Origin of the sequence: Alcaligenes sp. NLF5-7 (assembly GCF_024266725.1) — a bacterium.
GTDB classification, from domain to species: domain Bacteria; phylum Pseudomonadota; class Gammaproteobacteria; order Burkholderiales; family Burkholderiaceae_B; genus Alcaligenes; species Alcaligenes phenolicus.
Genome location: NZ_CP100755.1, coordinates 1,637,171 through 1,653,810 on the forward strand (window position 1 = coordinate 1,637,171; position 16,640 = coordinate 1,653,810).

16 protein-coding genes are annotated in these 16,640 nt (G+C 54.7%); 1 reads left to right on the forward strand and 15 read right to left on the reverse strand.

Features of this window, described 5'->3' with window-relative positions; genetic code table 11:
* Positions 1-104 precede the first annotated feature (104 nt).
* A complete protein-coding gene (locus MID00_RS07670; RefSeq protein ID WP_254500123.1) occupies positions 105-1,493 on the forward strand; it encodes a DUF6056 family protein in 1,389 nt (462 codons plus the stop codon).
* 411 nt (positions 1,494-1,904) lie between these two features.
* Here the strand turns inward: MID00_RS07670 and MID00_RS07675 are convergent, their stop codons facing one another.
* The 15 genes from MID00_RS07675 to MID00_RS07745 all read right to left on the reverse strand — a co-directional run bounded on the left by MID00_RS07675 (position 1,905) and on the right by MID00_RS07745 (position 16,627).
* Positions 1,905-2,942, reverse strand: coding sequence for a TRAP transporter substrate-binding protein (locus MID00_RS07675; protein ID WP_009464173.1), 1,038 nt, complete (start codon positions 2,940-2,942; stop codon positions 1,905-1,907).
* A gap of 141 nt (positions 2,943-3,083) precedes the next feature.
* Positions 3,084-4,373: a TRAP transporter large permease gene (locus MID00_RS07680; RefSeq protein WP_021447142.1), complete on the reverse strand. Its 1,290-nt coding sequence runs from the start codon at positions 4,371-4,373 to the stop codon at positions 3,084-3,086.
* Between the two features lie 15 nt (positions 4,374-4,388).
* A complete protein-coding gene (locus tag MID00_RS07685; RefSeq protein ID WP_009464436.1) occupies positions 4,389-4,892 on the reverse strand; it encodes a TRAP transporter small permease in 504 nt (167 codons plus the stop codon).
* Between the two features lie 499 nt (positions 4,893-5,391).
* Positions 5,392-6,228 (reverse strand): DMT family transporter, encoded by an 837-nt coding sequence (locus tag MID00_RS07690; protein WP_254500124.1) that lies wholly within the window; start codon positions 6,226-6,228, stop codon positions 5,392-5,394.
* A 2-nt stretch (positions 6,229-6,230) separates the two neighbouring features.
* Positions 6,231-6,650, reverse strand: coding sequence for a fatty acid desaturase (locus MID00_RS07695; protein WP_254500125.1), 420 nt, complete (start codon positions 6,648-6,650; stop codon positions 6,231-6,233).
* A gap of 115 nt (positions 6,651-6,765) precedes the next feature.
* Positions 6,766-7,203, reverse strand: a complete 438-nt coding sequence (locus tag MID00_RS07700) for a hypothetical protein (protein WP_254500126.1) — start codon at positions 7,201-7,203, stop codon at positions 6,766-6,768.
* 285 nt (positions 7,204-7,488) lie between these two features.
* Entirely contained in the window at positions 7,489-8,220 is a 732-nt protein-coding gene (locus MID00_RS07705; protein WP_009463811.1) for an SDR family NAD(P)-dependent oxidoreductase, read from the reverse strand.
* Between the two features lie 21 nt (positions 8,221-8,241).
* Entirely contained in the window at positions 8,242-8,643 is a 402-nt protein-coding gene (locus MID00_RS07710) for a Zn-ribbon domain-containing OB-fold protein (RefSeq protein WP_026483927.1), read from the reverse strand.
* Entirely contained in the window at positions 8,640-9,824 is a 1,185-nt protein-coding gene (locus MID00_RS07715) for a thiolase family protein (protein ID WP_083055163.1), read from the reverse strand. The genes MID00_RS07710 and MID00_RS07715 overlap by 4 nt, the downstream gene beginning before the upstream one ends.
* Positions 9,825-9,828: 4 nt before the next feature.
* Positions 9,829-11,460 (reverse strand): AMP-binding protein, encoded by a 1,632-nt coding sequence (locus tag MID00_RS07720; protein ID WP_021447146.1) that lies wholly within the window; start codon positions 11,458-11,460, stop codon positions 9,829-9,831.
* Positions 11,461-11,479: 19 nt separating this feature from the next.
* Positions 11,480-11,962: an aromatic-ring-hydroxylating dioxygenase subunit beta gene (locus tag MID00_RS07725; RefSeq protein WP_009463815.1), complete on the reverse strand. Its 483-nt coding sequence runs from the start codon at positions 11,960-11,962 to the stop codon at positions 11,480-11,482.
* Between the two features lie 2 nt (positions 11,963-11,964).
* Positions 11,965-13,299 carry an aromatic ring-hydroxylating dioxygenase subunit alpha gene (locus tag MID00_RS07730; protein WP_009463816.1) on the reverse strand — a complete coding sequence of 445 codons (1,335 nt, stop codon included), beginning with the start codon at positions 13,297-13,299 and terminating at the stop codon, positions 11,965-11,967.
* Positions 13,300-13,322: 23 nt separating this feature from the next.
* A complete protein-coding gene (locus MID00_RS07735; RefSeq protein WP_009463817.1) occupies positions 13,323-14,291 on the reverse strand; it encodes a PDR/VanB family oxidoreductase in 969 nt (322 codons plus the stop codon).
* 330 nt (positions 14,292-14,621) lie between these two features.
* Positions 14,622-15,410, reverse strand: a complete 789-nt coding sequence (locus MID00_RS07740; RefSeq protein WP_009463818.1) for a cyclase family protein — start codon at positions 15,408-15,410, stop codon at positions 14,622-14,624.
* A 188-nt stretch (positions 15,411-15,598) separates the two neighbouring features.
* Positions 15,599-16,627: a carbon-nitrogen hydrolase family protein gene (locus tag MID00_RS07745; RefSeq protein ID WP_009463819.1), complete on the reverse strand. Its 1,029-nt coding sequence runs from the start codon at positions 16,625-16,627 to the stop codon at positions 15,599-15,601.
* Between the last annotated feature and the right edge of the window lie 13 nt (positions 16,628-16,640).

The window sequence follows — 16,640 nt, forward strand, 5'->3', positions numbered from 1 at the left end:
GCCAAGTGAATAATCAATATCACCTGGGCCTGAACACCCAGGACGGCGAGCGATGTGTAATACCGTCGTCATTGGCCTGGCCACAAACACGCCGCTTCATCTCGATGAGCCCAACTCTCTCTTTTGCTGAATCCCGATTCAGCCAGGCCCTGCTCGGCCACCGTTTTGGTGCCTGGGCCTTTATTACTTTTGCGGTGCTGGCCGTGATGGCTACGTGGGCCATTTATTGGCTCACCCCCATGATCTCGGACGACTTCAACTACGCCAACAAAGGCATTGCATGGACGTCGATCAAGCAACATTACCTGCAATGGAGCGGTCGTCTGGTCTCGGATACGCTCTCCAGCGCCATGCTCACGCTGGCTCCGGGATGGCTGAAAGCCACACTGAATACAGCGGCCCTGTTTGGCCTGGTCACGGTACTGACAGCACTGGGGGCCCAACTGGCCGGACGAGCTTTGCGCCCGTCTTTACTGCTGCTGGTGTTCACCTTGTATTGGCTGGTCAACCCCCATCTGGGGCAAACCACATTCTGGTTGGTAGGCGCCGCCAACTACCTGTGGCCCAATCTGTTCAACTTCGGTTTTGTGCTGGCCTTTATTTACTACTTGCAAAAGGACAAGCCCTCTGTGATCACAGGCTTGACGCTCTGCCTTCTGGGCCTGCTAGCCGGTTGTTCCAATGAAAACACCGGCATTATCAGCTGGTGTTTGCTGGCGTATCTGGGCCTAAGGCACTTTCAGCGCACAGGTTCGCTCGGTTCATGGCATCTGGTTTGGTTGCTCTGTATGGGGCTGGGAGTCGCCGTGCTGGTCCTGGCTCCGGGCAATCAAGTACGCGCAGAGGTCTTTGCTCATTGGTATGACCAGCCCTTGTTATGGCGCATTGGGGAGCATTTTGGTCGTCGTTTCCCGGACGCCCTATTGCGGTACTGGGGGGTGATTCTAATGATGCTGGTTTGGCGTTTTGCCATAGGGCCTGCGTCTTCTGAATCTGTACGCCGGGCAATGTGGCTGCTCATTGGCGCATCGCTTCTGGCCAACGCCATTCTGGTTCTGGCACCTAATATCCCCAAGCGAGCCTTGAACGGCGGCTTGATGTATCTGCTGGTGGCCTTGTCTATTTACGGACATGATTTATTGGCGCAAGGGCAACGCGCCATGCCCATGCAGCGCAACCTGTTAGTGACCTTGGGGGCCTGCGGCACGCTATGGCTGGTATCCAGCGGATTAATGTTGCGCAGCTATCACGGCACCTGGGAGCAGGATCAGGTACGACGCGCTATCTTGGCCGATGCCCACAAGCATCAGCGTCATCACGTAAAACTACCCAAGTATTTTTTCCTGCCCACGTTGCGTTCGCGGGATCGCTTCGATATGCACCTCGACCCCAAGGCCATGGCCCGATACTTCCGCAGCAAGGCGGTGATCAATGAATATGCCGTCAATCAGCACTATGACCTGGAGACGGGGGCACCACCGCCCACGCCTTAAAGCTTGAGGACTTGTGCATTTCCTCCGCTGCAAGCCGATTCAGGCCCTGGGGGGACTGGCGGGGCGAGTCAGACTACTTGCCGCAGGCAAGGGAGAGCGTAGGGATGCAAGCATCCTGCTGTTTGAGCCGGGCGCTTGTACTTGGTCCGGGGGACCAAGTACCCGGCGAGTTCAGGATGCGCCCGTAGCTCTTTCTTGACCAGGGCACCGGTGCGCAGCACCGGCAAGTGGTCAGCCCTGCCAGCCCCCCCAGGGCCTGAAGCGGCGTTTTACAGGGAGAAACGTCGATCAGGGCTAAAGCATGGGCCCGATTGCCTATCCTTTGCCCTTACAACAGCCCCTCCCAAAAACATAAAAAAAACCCCGCTCTCCCAAAGGAAAACGGGGCCAAAACTGTAGTAGTACTGCGGATTACTTGGCAGCGCTCAGCTCTTTGATCTGCTCGCGGAAGTAGGCCAGAGCGGCTTTACCGTCGATGCCCTTCTTGTCGGCAGCTTTGATCCAGTCTTCTTCAACAAAGGCCAGACGCTCTTTCATCTGGTCTGCTGCTTCACCCTGGATGCGCAGTGTTTTCAGGCCAGCTGCGGTGTGCTTCTCAATGGCTTGCTGTTCGGCAGCCTGCCATTTGGAACCAAAGTCGTTGGCAATCCATTCGCCGCTGATCTTCTCGATAGCAGCGCGGTCGGCTTCAGACAGGCTGTTCCATTTGCGCTCGTTCATGAACATGTACTGGCTGGATTTGCCAAAGCCACCGGGCACCGACACGGCAGTCTTGACCAGCTTGTCCAGTTTCCAGTTATCCAATTGATCATACTGGAAGTACATACCGTCGATCACACCACGCGACAGCATTTCGTAGCTGTCCGAAGCAGGCGCGTTCACGGTCACAATGCCCAGGGCCTTGCCAATCGCATCAAACAAAGGGCTAGGCGAGCGCAGCTTCTTGCCTTTCAGATCATCAATGCTTTGCACATTGTCCTGACTGGTGAAGATCACGGTGGCAGGGCTGGTCCACATACCCAGCAGCTTCACGCCCTTGTGCTCGTTGGCACCCATCATGAATTTTTCGTAAGTGCGCCAGTAAGCCACCGAGTTCACGCCGCCGTCATCAGTGGTGAAGGGCAGTTCGGCAAACTCGATCAGCGGGAAGCGGTTAGCCGTGTAGCTGTGTACCGACATGCCCATATCAGCAATACCGTTACGCACCAGATCCAGGTGAGCCTGAGGCTTGCCCAGCGCGTTGATGAACTCCACCTTCACGCGGCCTTCCGTGGCTTTTTCCACTTCCTGGGCCCAGGGCTCGAACATATTGGTCACGATAAAGTGGCCTGGCGGCATCCACTGGGAAAAACGCAAGGTGGTAACTTCAGCCGCAACCGAAGGCATGGTCGGTGCCAGGGCTGCTGCAGCCAGGCCCAGGCTCAAGGCCAATTTTTTGAAAACACGCATCTCGACTCCTCGTAAATTATTTTGCTGCCGGGCCACTACAGCCCGGCGTCCAGGCCACTTGATGGGACAGTAAACAGGTCCTGGACCTGCACACCCAGCGGCTTTACTGCTGCCCGGATCACAACTGCATCCGGGCCGGGTTTACATACTGTTCGGGACAACCAGAACAATCCAGGGGACAAACACCAGCAAGAGCAAACGCACGATATCCATCATTACAAAGGGAGTCACACCCCGAATAATGGTGCCCAAAGGAACATCGGGCATCACGTTCTTGATCATGAAAATGTTCAGACCCAACGGAGGGGTAATCAGACTGATTTCAGCAGCCACCACCACGATGATGCCGAACCACACCAGATCAAAGCCCAGAGAGGCCACAATCGGGTAGAAGATAGGCACCGTCAGCATGACCATGGACATGGTTTCCAGGAAACAACCCAGAACCAGGTAAATCGCGCAGATGATCAGAATCACCACAATGGGCGACACATCAATGCCCTGGATGAAACCCAGCAACTGATTAGGCAAACCAGCCACGGTCAGGAAGTTGGTAAAGACCAGCGCACCAATCACCAAAGCAAACATGATGGCCGTGGTTTGAGCGGCTTCAATCAGCACCGTCAGGTACATGCGAGGCTGCCAGCCACGACGCTTCAGGGTCAGCAAGAAGGTCGCTGCAGCGCCAATACCCGCCGCTTCTGTCGGGGTGAAGACACCCCCGTAAATACCGCCCATGATGACGATGAACAGCACGGTAATGGCCATCACGCCTTTGGTCGCCTCAAAGCGCTCGCGCCAGCTAGCTTTTTCGCCAGGACGGCCCAGATTCGGGTTGATCGCGGTAATGATCATCACCGTGATCAGGTACATCAGCATGGCAATCATGCCGGGCAGGAAGCCGGCGGCAAACAGCTTGCCAATGTCGGTTTCGGTCAAGATCCCGTAGACCACCATCATCACGCTGGGCGGAATCAGAATGCCCAGGGTGCCGCCTGCCGCAATACTGCCGGTAGCCAGACGATCGTCATAGTTGTACTTGCGCATATTGGGCATGGCCACACGACCCATGGCCGCTGTGGTGGCCATACTGGAGCCACAGAGTGCACTAAAGGCACCACAGGCAACAATCGTGGCCATCGCCAGACCACCACGCAGGTGACCAATAAAGGCGTGGGCAGCTTTGTACAGGTCCTTGGACAAACCCGAGGCATTGACCAGATTACCCATCAAGATGAACAGCGGCAGCACGGTAAAGCTGTAGCTCATGGCCGTGTCGTAGCTGGTCTGCGCCGCCATGGTCAAGGCCGCTTCCATGCCGGTAAAGAAGGCAAAACCCAACGTACCAACCAGCAACATGCCCCAGGCAATGGGCAAACCCAGAAATAAGCTACCCAGCAGGACAGCCAGTCCGATAATAGAAATCAACATGAAAAAACTCCGTCTTTATCGGCTTGGAGAGCTAAAAATCTTGAACAGGGAAGCCACAGTGGCAATGCCGGTCATGGTGGCGATGATGTAGGCAAACGGGGCAATGGGCACTTGCAAGGCGTTGCTCATATCGCCGTAGTCGGCCAGCTCGTTGGCGTGACTCCACAGGTAGACAGTCAACACGGCCAACATGACGGTAGAGACCACATTGATCACGAATTGCTGGATACGACGCGCCACTGGACCTAGCCAGGCGTCAATCAGACTGACGGTCAAGTGTTGCTGGTGCCAGGTAACACGCGGCAAGGCCGCAAAAATCAGCACACCCAGCAAGAGTTCGCTGGCTTCATAAGCGCCCAGCAAAGGGGCGTGAAATACGTACCGGCCTATCACGTCCACGGTAGTGATCCCTGTCATCAGGATCAAGATGACCACACAGGCAGCATCCAGAATTGTCTCTACAACTCGTACTACTCCACGTGAACGCACCAGCTCCATTCCTGGCAGATCGTCGTTCATTACAGCTCCACTCTTTTTGGCCGGCGAAGGCCCGTTTTTTGGGTCATCATGCACCTCGAAAAATCGACGCGCATTGTTATATTTCTGTTCTAAATAGTTTATAGATGAACAAATCCAGGTAAATAGAAAGAAACCCTTAATTCCATCCAAAATCATGGATTCGTGGTTTCTATCTCACATGGCAAGAAATATGGCCAGCAACAAGTGCACTTGTCCTGTGCAGGAGCAGCGGAACTCTGCCGCAGCAGCCGTGACGACTGACTCTACTCTACGGAGGGCAGGCAAACATTGGCTTTACGGAGGGGAAAAAAGTGGCCACCGGAAGGTCCGTTTGGCTTCATGCAGCCCCCTCTCCAACCAGTCTGCTCGAAGTACGCCTGGGGGGATAAAAAGGCCATTTAATGGAACAGCCCCCCCACAATATCAGGCATAGATCCAGACATTGAAGGACGGGGTTGATAGATTCCGCCTGTTAAGGCAGTCGCTATCCCCGCCCGCTCTACGAGCGCGCGAACTGATAAATACCGATCAAAATGACCGCGGCCCCTAACAAGCTCATTACCGTGGGCTGCTCGTGAAAGATCAGTAATGAAGCAATCATCACAAAAACAGGTTCGGATAATTCACATACCTGGACCTTAGAGGCGGACGTCAATGAAACAGCTCGTATTGTGCAATAAAAGCCCAGCATAGACGGCACAACTGCCAATAAGGCGATCAACACCCAAGCCTCTTGGCTAGGTAGTACAAAGCCTACTTGAGCAGCAGGAAAAAATAAAAATATAGATCCGGCCATTAACAGTGATCGCGTAACAAAAATACCACTACCTAAACCCCAACGCTTCGCCAATACCGTAAACAAGCCATAGCCCAAACCAGCCAGCGCAGCCATACCAATCCCTTGAAGACCTTGGGGATTAGCCAAATCAAACAAAAAGGTAAGCCCGAGCAAACATAAAACGATGCTAAGCAACTGCCCCCTCGAAGGCAAGCGACGAGCAAACCAGGACTCCAGAGCAAACGCACTCAATGCCGCACAAGCCATCATAGAAAAAACCACATTAGCAGCAGAGTCATGTTGATAAGCGTTTGTTTCAAAAAAAAACAAACAGAAAATACCAAAAAATGCGCAAATCAGAACTACGCGCCAATCGGAAGGAAAATTAGAACGCCTTGGAAAAAAAACCCATAAAACCACCACCCCTAGCAATGCTCGATAAAATGCAATCAACGCACCATCCATCTCAAGCAATAAGAATTTGCTAAAAATAGCAATGGTAGAATTAAGAAATGCAGCTAGAAACGCAAAAAATATACCTGATCTCAAGGAAAACAAAACTAATCCTTTTTATTAACCTGAAATGAATTACTTAACCATAAGGGTGGAGAGTGAGTAGTAGAAGAAAAAATTCCACCAAATCTAGAGTTAACAGAAAAATAGCTACCATCTCTGAGCAAAATAGAATGCGCTTTCCTCATATTCCAAAAAGGAATAGCTGGAAAAAGATGGTGTACGAGATGAAATCGCTCATTATGAATGCCAGTAAAAAAATTCTCTACTACATTACCAAACCTGTTTCTAGAAGCATACAAATCAACTTCAGCCTTACCTACAAGAGGATAATGCTCAGCAGTTTCAATAAACCAACTAATAGTTTGAAAAACAGTTAAATAGGGGAGAAGCCAATATAATAAGAAAAAATACCAGCCTACAAAATATGCACCAATGGCCCCAAAAACGAACAAAGAAAGAAGCATAGAGAATAGATCAAAACCACTTAAATTCTTTAATAATCTATGCCAATTAAATATCGTAAATTTTCAAAAAAATTAATTTGAAAAATAGGTTTTATAAAAAAATTTAAGTAAAAACCTAATCTAGTCTGCTTGTTGTAAACACCAGAAGAAATATAATAAGAATAATCAGGATCCCTATGCTTATTACCAAGAAAAATATGATGATCCAGGACATGTGATTTTTTATAAGAATCCCATGTTTGAAAAACCAAACAACCAGAAAAAAACTACCTATAGCTCTATTTAATATTCTATTTTTAGCAAGAACAAGATGACTAGATTCATGAAGCAGCGTTGCTAAAGCCCTCTGCCTAGCCCCTATAACTAAAATAGACAAAGGAGCTAAAAAAAACCATTTTTCGGCTAAAAAAAAAGATAGCACCACAAAAAAATAGTTAGAAAACAGAGCAAAAATAGAGTGATAATTATCTAATTTATACAATTTTTTGATATCTAAGAGTATATCTGGGCTGAATCTATGTTTTTGCAGCCTAAAATTTAAATCAACACTCATTACTCCCTCACTCTGAAACATATCCATAAAATATATTTTTTGACCTAGGACAAATTATTTCAAGAAATAAAGGGAAAATCAAATATGAAAAAATTAGATAAATTGATTTTCTTATCTAAGAATTATTACTAAAAATGAGCACCTTTGAACGGATAATATCAAGCAATATTCCATTGAAATCCAAATACAACTTACAAAAAAAAGCTAGCTGCCTAAAAGGCAGCTAGCTCACAATGAATACTAAAAACACCAAATCGGAGCGAGGCTACAATGCTCCCATCGACATTAAATCGTCAGCGTACCCACGCTGGCACCACCGCAGACATACAGCGTCTGGCCGGTGATGAAGCTGTTTTCAGGGTCCGAGAAGAACATGGTTGCGCGACTGATGTCATCCGCACGGCCCAGACGCTTAACAGGGATCGCAGCAGCCAGCTTGGCTTCGCGCTCGCTACCGGCTTCAACCACGTCGTAGAACATATTGGTAGTGATGGGACCGGGGGCAATCACGTTGACGGTAATGCCTTGGTCCGCCAGTTCCAGCGCCCAGGTACGGGCCATACCCAACATGCCAGCCTTGGTAGCGGCATAGGCAGTACGGGTTTGCAGACCCAGCGCACCACGCGAGGACATCAACACGATGCGGCCAAAGTGGCGCTCGCGCATGCCAGGCACCACCGCCTGGGTAATCTGCAAGGCTGCACCCAGGTGAATCTGGGTCAGACCCTGCAAGTCTTCCAGCTTGACCTCGTCCAGCAAGGCCGGCCAGATCACGCCTGCGTTGTGGATGAAGTGGGTCACTTCAAAGCGCTCGGCAATATCCTTGGCGGCTTTTTCGGTTGCTGCTGCATCCAGCAAATCCACCTGCACGCAGTGCAGACGCTCGTGCGTCCAGGGCAGGACATTGCGCGCCATGCTGATCACGGTGTAACCCTGATCCAGCATCTTGCGGCAAATGTCTTCACCAATACCGGTGCTGCCGCCCGTCACAATGGCGGTGTATTGAGCTTGTGTCATCTTGATTGTCTCCAGGCTAATTCAGGGCGCAGGGCGCGCCACCAGCACGGCTACGCCGCCAGCATCCAACTCCAGACTCAGGCGCACTTTCTCGTCCGCCTGCCCGCCTTCGGGCAAGTGGGCGATGGCAAAAGGGCCGCAATCCAGGGCAACTGTGCCGATACGCCAGGGCAGTCGTGCCTGAAAGTAGGGTTCGTTGCTGTGATGCAAGGTGGTCGTGGCCTGCAGAACACCCGTGTCGGCAACGGCCTGCCAGTTCAGCGTCGTGTGCAGGCAATGGCCGCACACATCGCGGGCGGGATACTGCACCGTGCCGCAGGACGGGCACACTTGCAGGGCGAATTCGCCGCGTTGGGCGGCTTCGGTCAGTCCGGCTGCCGTGGCGCTGCGTGCACCCGGTGGCAAGATTTGGGTGTCGCTCATGACTGCCCCCGTTCCAGCAAGGCCGCAGCAGTACAAATACCACGGTCGTAATTGATCATGCCAAAGCCGGACACCAGGCCGATGCGGGCATTGGCCACTTGCGTGTCGCCTGCGGTATCCGTCAATTGGCGCAAGGCCTGAACCAGACCCAGGTAGCCGCCTGCTGCACCGGCCTGGCCTACCGATAGCTGTCCGCCACTGGTATTGAAGGGAAAGCTGCCGTCCACCGTAAAAGTGTTCTTGCGGATGAACTCCGGGCCTTCGCCCTTGGCGCAGAATCCCAGGTCTTCAAACTGCAGGACGTTGATGACGGGGTAGTCATCGTAGGTTTCCATGAAATCCACGTCTGCCGGGGTGAGGCCCGCATGTTCGTAGAACGCATCCTTGTCCATGGCCCAGCCACCGCGATGCTGCACAGGGTCTTCAGGGAAAGCGTTGTGACGCTCGATGGTAGAACGGATACGGACATAAGGCAGGCCCAGTGCTTCGGCCTGTTCACGGCGCATGACCAGATAGCCTTCGGCTCCGGCACACGGCATCACGCAGTCAAACAAGTGGATGGGATCGGCAATGACGCGCGCCTCCATGTACTGTTCCAGCGTCAGCGGTTTTTTCATCAGGGCATGCGGGTTGCGCAGTGCATTATCGCGCTGGGCAACGCACAGCTTGCCGAAATCTTCACGCGTGGCACCGTAGTGACGCATGTAGTAGTCCGTCAGCAGCGCAAAGCTGGCGTTGGGGCCACCGGCACCGTAGGGGTAGACGGCATCCTGGGAGAAACGGGAAAAGCCCGACACCGTGTTCTTGAAGGATTCACGGTGGTTGGTATCACCCGCAATACACGCCACGATGGACGCATCGCCACACTGCACGGCGCGGGCCGCACGACGCATGGCCACCACACCGCTGGCCCCACCCATGGGGATATGGTCCAGCCAGCGTGGGCTCATCTGAAAATGCTGCATCACGCCTACGGCAGTGTCCGAACCCAGCGTGAAGCTGGATACACACACACCATCGACGTCGGCTTTTTTCAGGCCGGACTGGGCCAGCAACTGGCCCAATGCCGCACCCAGCCACCAATGCGCGGTCTGCTCGGAATGGCGCTCGTAGGGGATGGTCACCGGGGCGACCAGCACCACATCGTCATAGCCCTGGCGGGCTGCTTGCGGCAAGGCCATGGGCTTAGGCCTCCTGACGTTTTTTCAGGTGATTCGTGTTCACGCAGGCCGGGTTTTCCAGCGCAGCCAGAGCAACCGTTTTCAGCTCACCGCGCTGGATCTTGTTGGTCGAAGTCAGCGGCAAAGCATCCACAAACAGAACGTAGCCGGGCACCTTGAAATAGGCCAGCTGGGTCAGACCCCACTGCACCATTTCCTGGGCAGCCTGTTCACGCTGTTCCTGGGTTTCGATAGGATTGTGCGGCACCACCAGCGCCATCACTTCATCGCCACGGATGGCGTCGGGCACGGCGGCCACGGCAATGGAGCGCACCAGCGGGTGCTGCTGCATGATGTTTTCCACTTCCACGGCAGCGATGTTCTCGCCACTACGACGGATCACGTTCTTTTTGCGGTCCACAAAGTGCAGATAGCCTTGTTCGTCACGGCACACAATGTCGCCCGTGTGGAACCAGCCGCCTTCCCAGGCTTCGTCGGTTGCAGCCGGGTCTTTCCAGTAGCCGGAGAAAAAGCCGTAGCGTGGGTTGTCACCGGCCGAGCGCACCAGCAGTTCGCCGTTTTCACCGGCTTGAGCGGGTTCGCCATCGTCCTTGCGCAACAGCACTTCCACCACGGGCATTTCCTTGCCAAAGCAGGAGGTGCCGATAAAGCGCGGCTCGTGATTGGCGATGATGCTGGCACCCGCGCCGGTTTCCGTCATGGCCCAGGCTTCCAGCAGCGGGAAACCAAAGCGTTCTTCAAAGATAGGATGCAGACCACGGTCCACACCAGCGCCAAAACCAAAGCGCACATTGTGTTGACGGTCTTTTTCGCTGGCCTCGGCCTTCATCAGGATGGCAGGCATCACACCCAGGTAATGCACCACGGTTGCGCCGGATTCGCGCACCGAATCCCACCAGCTGCGTGGGTGAAAACGGTCCAGGGAGATCAGGCAACCGCCGGTCTTGACCATGGCCATGGTCGAGCAGGCCATGGCATTCATGTGGAACAGGGGCAGCGGAGTCAGCATGCGCTCTTTGCCATGCTCCAGCGAAGCCAGACCACCAATGTCGCGGTACCACTCACCGGCGTAATGGAAGTACTGGTTGGACAGCATGCAGCCCTTGGGGCGGCCTGTGGTGCCGGAGGTGTACAACAGAGCACATTCACTGTGTTCGTCAGGAATGTCACAGGAACGGGCGGCGGCGCGGCTTACCATGGGTGGCACATCGCCGTCGGCCATGATGGCAAAGGGCTGGCCTGCACGCTGAGCTGCTTCCACCAGATCCTGGTGACGGCTGGGCAGGGCAATGGCCATGATCATTTCCGAATGGCCGATCAGGTATTCCAGCTCGGCAGCGCGCAAATCAGGATTGATTGGCACAATCGACACGCCCAGGCTGTTCAGTGCGAACCAGTGCAGGAAGAACACGGGGCGGTTCTCCAGCAGGATGCCGACGCGGTGGCCGTGGCCGTAGCCAGCAGCGGCGTAGCCGGCGCGCAAGGCGTCGATACGCTCCAGCGCCTGACCATAAGTCAGCTCGCCCGCTTCAATACCGTAGATCTCGGCGGTCTCAGGCAGGGTACATACAAAGGGCTTGTCGCCCCATTTCTGGGCGGTGTCTCGAAAAGCCTGGTAGACCGTGGTGTTGGCCATCAAAAATTCTCCTGTCCTGTCACATAAACAACTGGATATTGCCGAAAGGCGCGTCGCAATTGAGCAGATCCACCCGTTTCAGACGGATCTTCAAGGCGTCGTCCTGGCGCACCAGGGTGTAGGTATTCCAACCCACATAGATATCTTGGTTGTCGCCACGCGTTTCCGTGTAATGGAAGGCGCAACGCACGGTGTATTCGCCTTTTTCCTCGTCCATGCTTTCCACAGTGGGTTGCTGGAGCAGGTGATGGCTGCGGCTCTTGGGCTGCTGGGAAAAGGTACGGCGGCCTGCCAGACGTTCCACACGGATACGCAGCAAAAGCTTGTCCTCGTGCATCAGGGACGCGTGCAAACGGGCGTCCTGCTGATCGTGCACCAGCGGCATCCAGTAGTAGCCATCCTCGGTGAACAGGTCGAGCCATTGCTCGTAGCGCTGTTCATCCAGCAGGCGGGCTTCCGCATACACAAAATCGATAAGGGCCTGACGGCTGATTTCGCTCATGGTTATTCCTCTTCTTTCTTGGCCTGCTGCTCGGGCAGCATGAACTTCAACCAGGCGCGGAACTGGGCGCGCATCTGCATTTCGCTGGTGCCGTTGATCACCACGTTCTTTTGCTGGTCTTCATCTTTTTCCACCAGACGGGCCAGGTTCATCCAGTCGCGACCACGCGACTGCAAACCGTGCTGGGCACGCTCGTACATTTCCAGGTCATCGTGACCGACCATGGAGGTCGGTGCGTTGATCAGGCGGTTGTACATCAGGGTGCGTTCCAGGAAGGTGTCGGGTGCACCCACCAGGCGGAAGGTCCAGGATTCCACCAGGGTTTTGTCAGCGGCCAGCGGCTTGAACAAACGCAAGGTCTGGATCGGGCCCTTGACCATGATGTTGGGGAAGTAGCAAGTGTTGTGACGCGTATCGCCCAAAATGGCTTTGGCGCGCTCCTCACCGTAGGCTTCGACCATCTGGTCCCAGTAACCCGGAATTTCGGAGTAATCAGCGTGAATGGAATTGCTCACGCCGGTATGGCCGTGACCGTTTTCCCACACGCGAATGCCCATGCCTTCGTAGAACTCGTAAGGCGACATGAAGGGGGCAAACAATTCAACGGCCATGGGCTTGGGCGTACCCGGAGGGGCCGCTTCCCAGGCTTTCACAGCAGTACCCGCCGAGGACTCGTGCGCCACCATGGGGTGACAGGTATCGGTCTGGTTATCAACCAGCATTTTCCAGTTGCACTGGTGCATGTAACGCATCACGCCACCGGCCACTTCCAGACGGCCTTCGGGGGAGCGATCCACCATATTGTCGATGGTGCTCAGGGACTCGCCAAAGAATTCCTCAAAGCCAATGCCTTCATCGGCCAGTCGACAGAACACGAAATCGCGGTACACCTTGACGTTCTGTACTGCGGCCATGCCCTTGCTGCCTTCGGTGCATTCAAAGCCGGTGTTCTCGTAGCCCTTCTTCAAAGGGATGGACAACAGGGAGCCGTCCGTCTTGAACGTCCAGGCGTGGTAGGGGCAACGGAAGAACTTGCCCGTGTTGCCACAGGTCTCGCCCGCCACTTGCACACCTTTGTGCGGGCAGCGGTTGTAGAGCACACGGATGCTGTCATCGGTATGGCGCACCATGATGACCGATTCAGTGCCGACCGTCGTGGTGTAGAAGTCGCCTTTATTGGGCACCTGGCTGGCATGGCCAACGTAGACCCAGGTATTGACGAACAACTGCTCCATCTCCAGTTCAAACAGCTCCTGGTTGATGTACAAATCCTTGTGGACCTCGGCCTCGCGTACCAATTCGCGGATGGCCTGGGGATTATCACGATACTTTTCCATCATGTTCTCCGTCGCCCTTGGGCTTATAGATCCAGCACCAGACGCGGGGTCTTGGCGCGGGAAATACAGATCTGGATGACCTTGTTGCTGGCTTTTTCCGAGTCGCTCAGGAAGTAGTCGCGGTGGTCAACCTCGCCTTCGATCACATCACAGGTACAGACGCCGCACTCGCCGCGTTTGCAGTCGATCATGGGGTCCAGGCCCTGCTCTTCCATCACGTCCACAATGGTCTTGTCAGCGGGAATTTGCAGGGTCACGCCGCTTTGGCGCAGTTCCACTTCAAAAGGCTGGTCGCCTTCCTGGGGAGCAGCCGTCACAAACAGCTCGAAGTGCACATGGTCGCCAGGCCAGCCACGTTGCTTGCAGGCTTCGATCACGGCATCAATCATGCCTTTGGGGCCGCAGACGTAAATGTGCTGGTCTTTGGACAGACCGTCGAGCAGGGTATTCAGGCAGAAACGGCCTTCGCTGTCGTCCGCGTAGTGACGCAGAGCCGGGCCGGACAGGGCGCTCAGCTCATCCAGAAAGGCCAACTGTTCCACACTGCGACCAGCATAGTGCAGCTGATAAGGGCGGCCCTGGTGATGCAAGGCAGCGGCCATGCTGGCAATGGGGGTGATACCGATACCACCGGCAATCAGCACGGTTTCGGTTTCGCCTTCAGCGGCAGCATGCAAGGGGAAATCATTCTTGGGACCAGCCACGCGCAGCGTATCGCCTACTTTCAGGCTGTGCATGAAGCGCGAACCACCCGAGCTGTTGTCTTCCAGGCGCACGCCCAGACGGTAACAGGTCGGGCCCTGTGCCGTGTCGGCGTCCAGCGAAATCAGGGAATAGCAGCGGTGATCGTTCAGATCAGGAATCTGTACCTGCAGGTGCGAACCCGGCGCAAACGCGGGCAGGGAACCGGCCTGGGCAGGCTCCAGCGTAAAACTGCGAATCAGCGGGGATGCGTTCTGGATGTCCCGGATAACGAGTTCAAAAGTATCCATCATGTGCCTACCATTGAGCATGACTACATCAATTACCCAGCCAAAAAGGCCAAGCCGTGGCATGATGTAGCGCCGCAGGGGGCAATGGGACGGTATCGCGTAACCTGAAAAAGGCTGCGTAAGGCTCGTCTACTGTCTCCGCTAAAACCGGCTGCCTGACACCAAGACTGGCTGTATGGCTGGATCTCTATTCATTCTTTTGTGAATTTATTTTATTGATGAATAGTTTACGGATAAATATATACTGCCGAATATAATGGAAAACCACTAGGTGAGAAAACAGCAGAACCGCATGGTACACAGTTCTGCCACTTCCCCACCGTTTTCTACTTACTGAGCAACCAGTGCGACCACGCGCAATGGGCTGCCGGAACCGCCTTCAATCTTCAACGGGGCCGACATGATCAGTGCACCTTGAGGGGGCAGCTGATCCAGGTTGCACAGGCACTGCAGACCGTAACGGTTGGCACCGTGCATCAGGGTGTGGCAAGGGTAGCCAATAGGCCAGGAGTAGGATTGGCCAGCGTCGGTGTTGATGGTTTCAACGCCAAAACCGTGAACCTTGCGCTCGTGAATCATCCACTCTACCGCTTCCTGAGCTGGGCCAGGCGTGTGAGCACCGTCTTCACGCATGTTCAGGAAGGCTTCGGCGTCGTTCACGCGTTTGGACCAGTCGGTGCGAAACAGCACCCAGGCGCCTTCAGGGATACGGCCATGCTTGGCTTCCCAGTTCAACAGGAACTCGGAGGTCAAAATGAAGTCTTCGTTCTGGGCCACTTCAGCAGAAGCATCAACCACCACGGCAGGGCGCAGGAAGTTGTCGACTGGAATAGTGTCGACCGTGTTGTCTGGATGGTCCTTGCCGGAAATCCAGTGCGCAGGAGCGTCAAAGTGGGTACCAGTGTGTTCGCCACAGGTGAAGTTGTTCCAGTACCAGCCTGGGCCGTTTTCGTCGTATTGGCTGATGCGCTCAATCGAGAAACCGGCAGTCTGGCCAAATTGGGGAGGCAGTTGCAAGGCGGGGAAGCTGGGAGACAGAGTCTGGGTCAGATCCACAAAACGGACCTGCTTGCTGTCGATCGCCTGGATAAAGGCTGCCAATGGGTTCTTGTCGCTCATTTCATCTCCTACTTGGGTCTTATGTCGTTGTTATGAGTGCCTGTATGGCGCACACGTGCCTACTGTTGCTTGCGCCGTCCACGTCGCGGCTTGCAAGCCGCTCCGATTCGACAGGCATAGGGTAGTCCGCAGGGACTACCCTATGTCCGGTCTCATCCACTGGGGGAAAGGGACCGTCTTGAACCTTCTTACGCTTCCTTGTCGTCCAGAACGGAGAACTCGGCAGGATTCAGGTCTGGCTGGGACGCTGCGTCGCCTTCGTAAAAGCGGGCAGGAGTCAAAGCCTTGCGGTTCACACGCAGGTCAAACACGTCAAAACGGTTGTAGTGACCAGTGATATCGTGCATTTGACGCGGCTGGATGCAGCGCGACAGATCGATGTCGGCGTAGGCAATGCCTTCTTTGTCGATCAGTGCTTCGCCCTGAACGCGGCCATCGGGGCCAATAATGCCCGAGAACGCGCTGTTGGGACGAGCCAGCAGATCACGTGCTTCAGGGTGGCTGGCCGACATGGCTTCGATGATTTCCTCGGAAACCGTCGAGCAAGCCACAACCGTAAACACCTTGCCTTCAAAGCAGTGAGCAGCAGCACGCAGGCGAATCGCTTCCGCCATGTCGTAGTCTTTCGGTGCCACGGGCAAGGCGATGTAGCTGGCAACGTGTACCAGTTCACCTTGCGACAACAGGCTGAAACGAGCCAGCGTGTTGGTGTTTTCACCGCAAGCCAAGGCACCCAGAGGGCCAATAGTGGTGTCATGCACGCGCATCGAGGACGCATCGCCGTTGGCCCAGGTCAGCTTTTCAGCCCAGGTGGGAACCAGTTTGCGGTGACGGCCCAGAATGCGACCGTCAGCGCCGATGGTGACCAGCGTGTTGTAAATGGTGCCGATGCCAACGGGACTGCGCTCGTTCACACCCAACACCACGTTGACCTTGCGCTGGCGACAAACCTGCGCAACCTTCTGGATCTCGGGACCGGGCACTTCGATGGCCGATTTGCACAGGCGCTCGAACCACGGGCTACCGTCGATCGGGTTCATCACCCAGCTCCAGTAGGGGTAACCGGAGACGAACACCTCGGGGAAGGCGATCAGCTCGGCACCGTTATCGGCCGCTTCGTTGATCAGGCGACATACTTTTTCAATAGTCGCATTCGTATCCAGGAACACGGGCGCTGCCTGAACGGCGGCGGCCTTGAACTGACGCAATTCCAGCATCATGCTCTCCTTT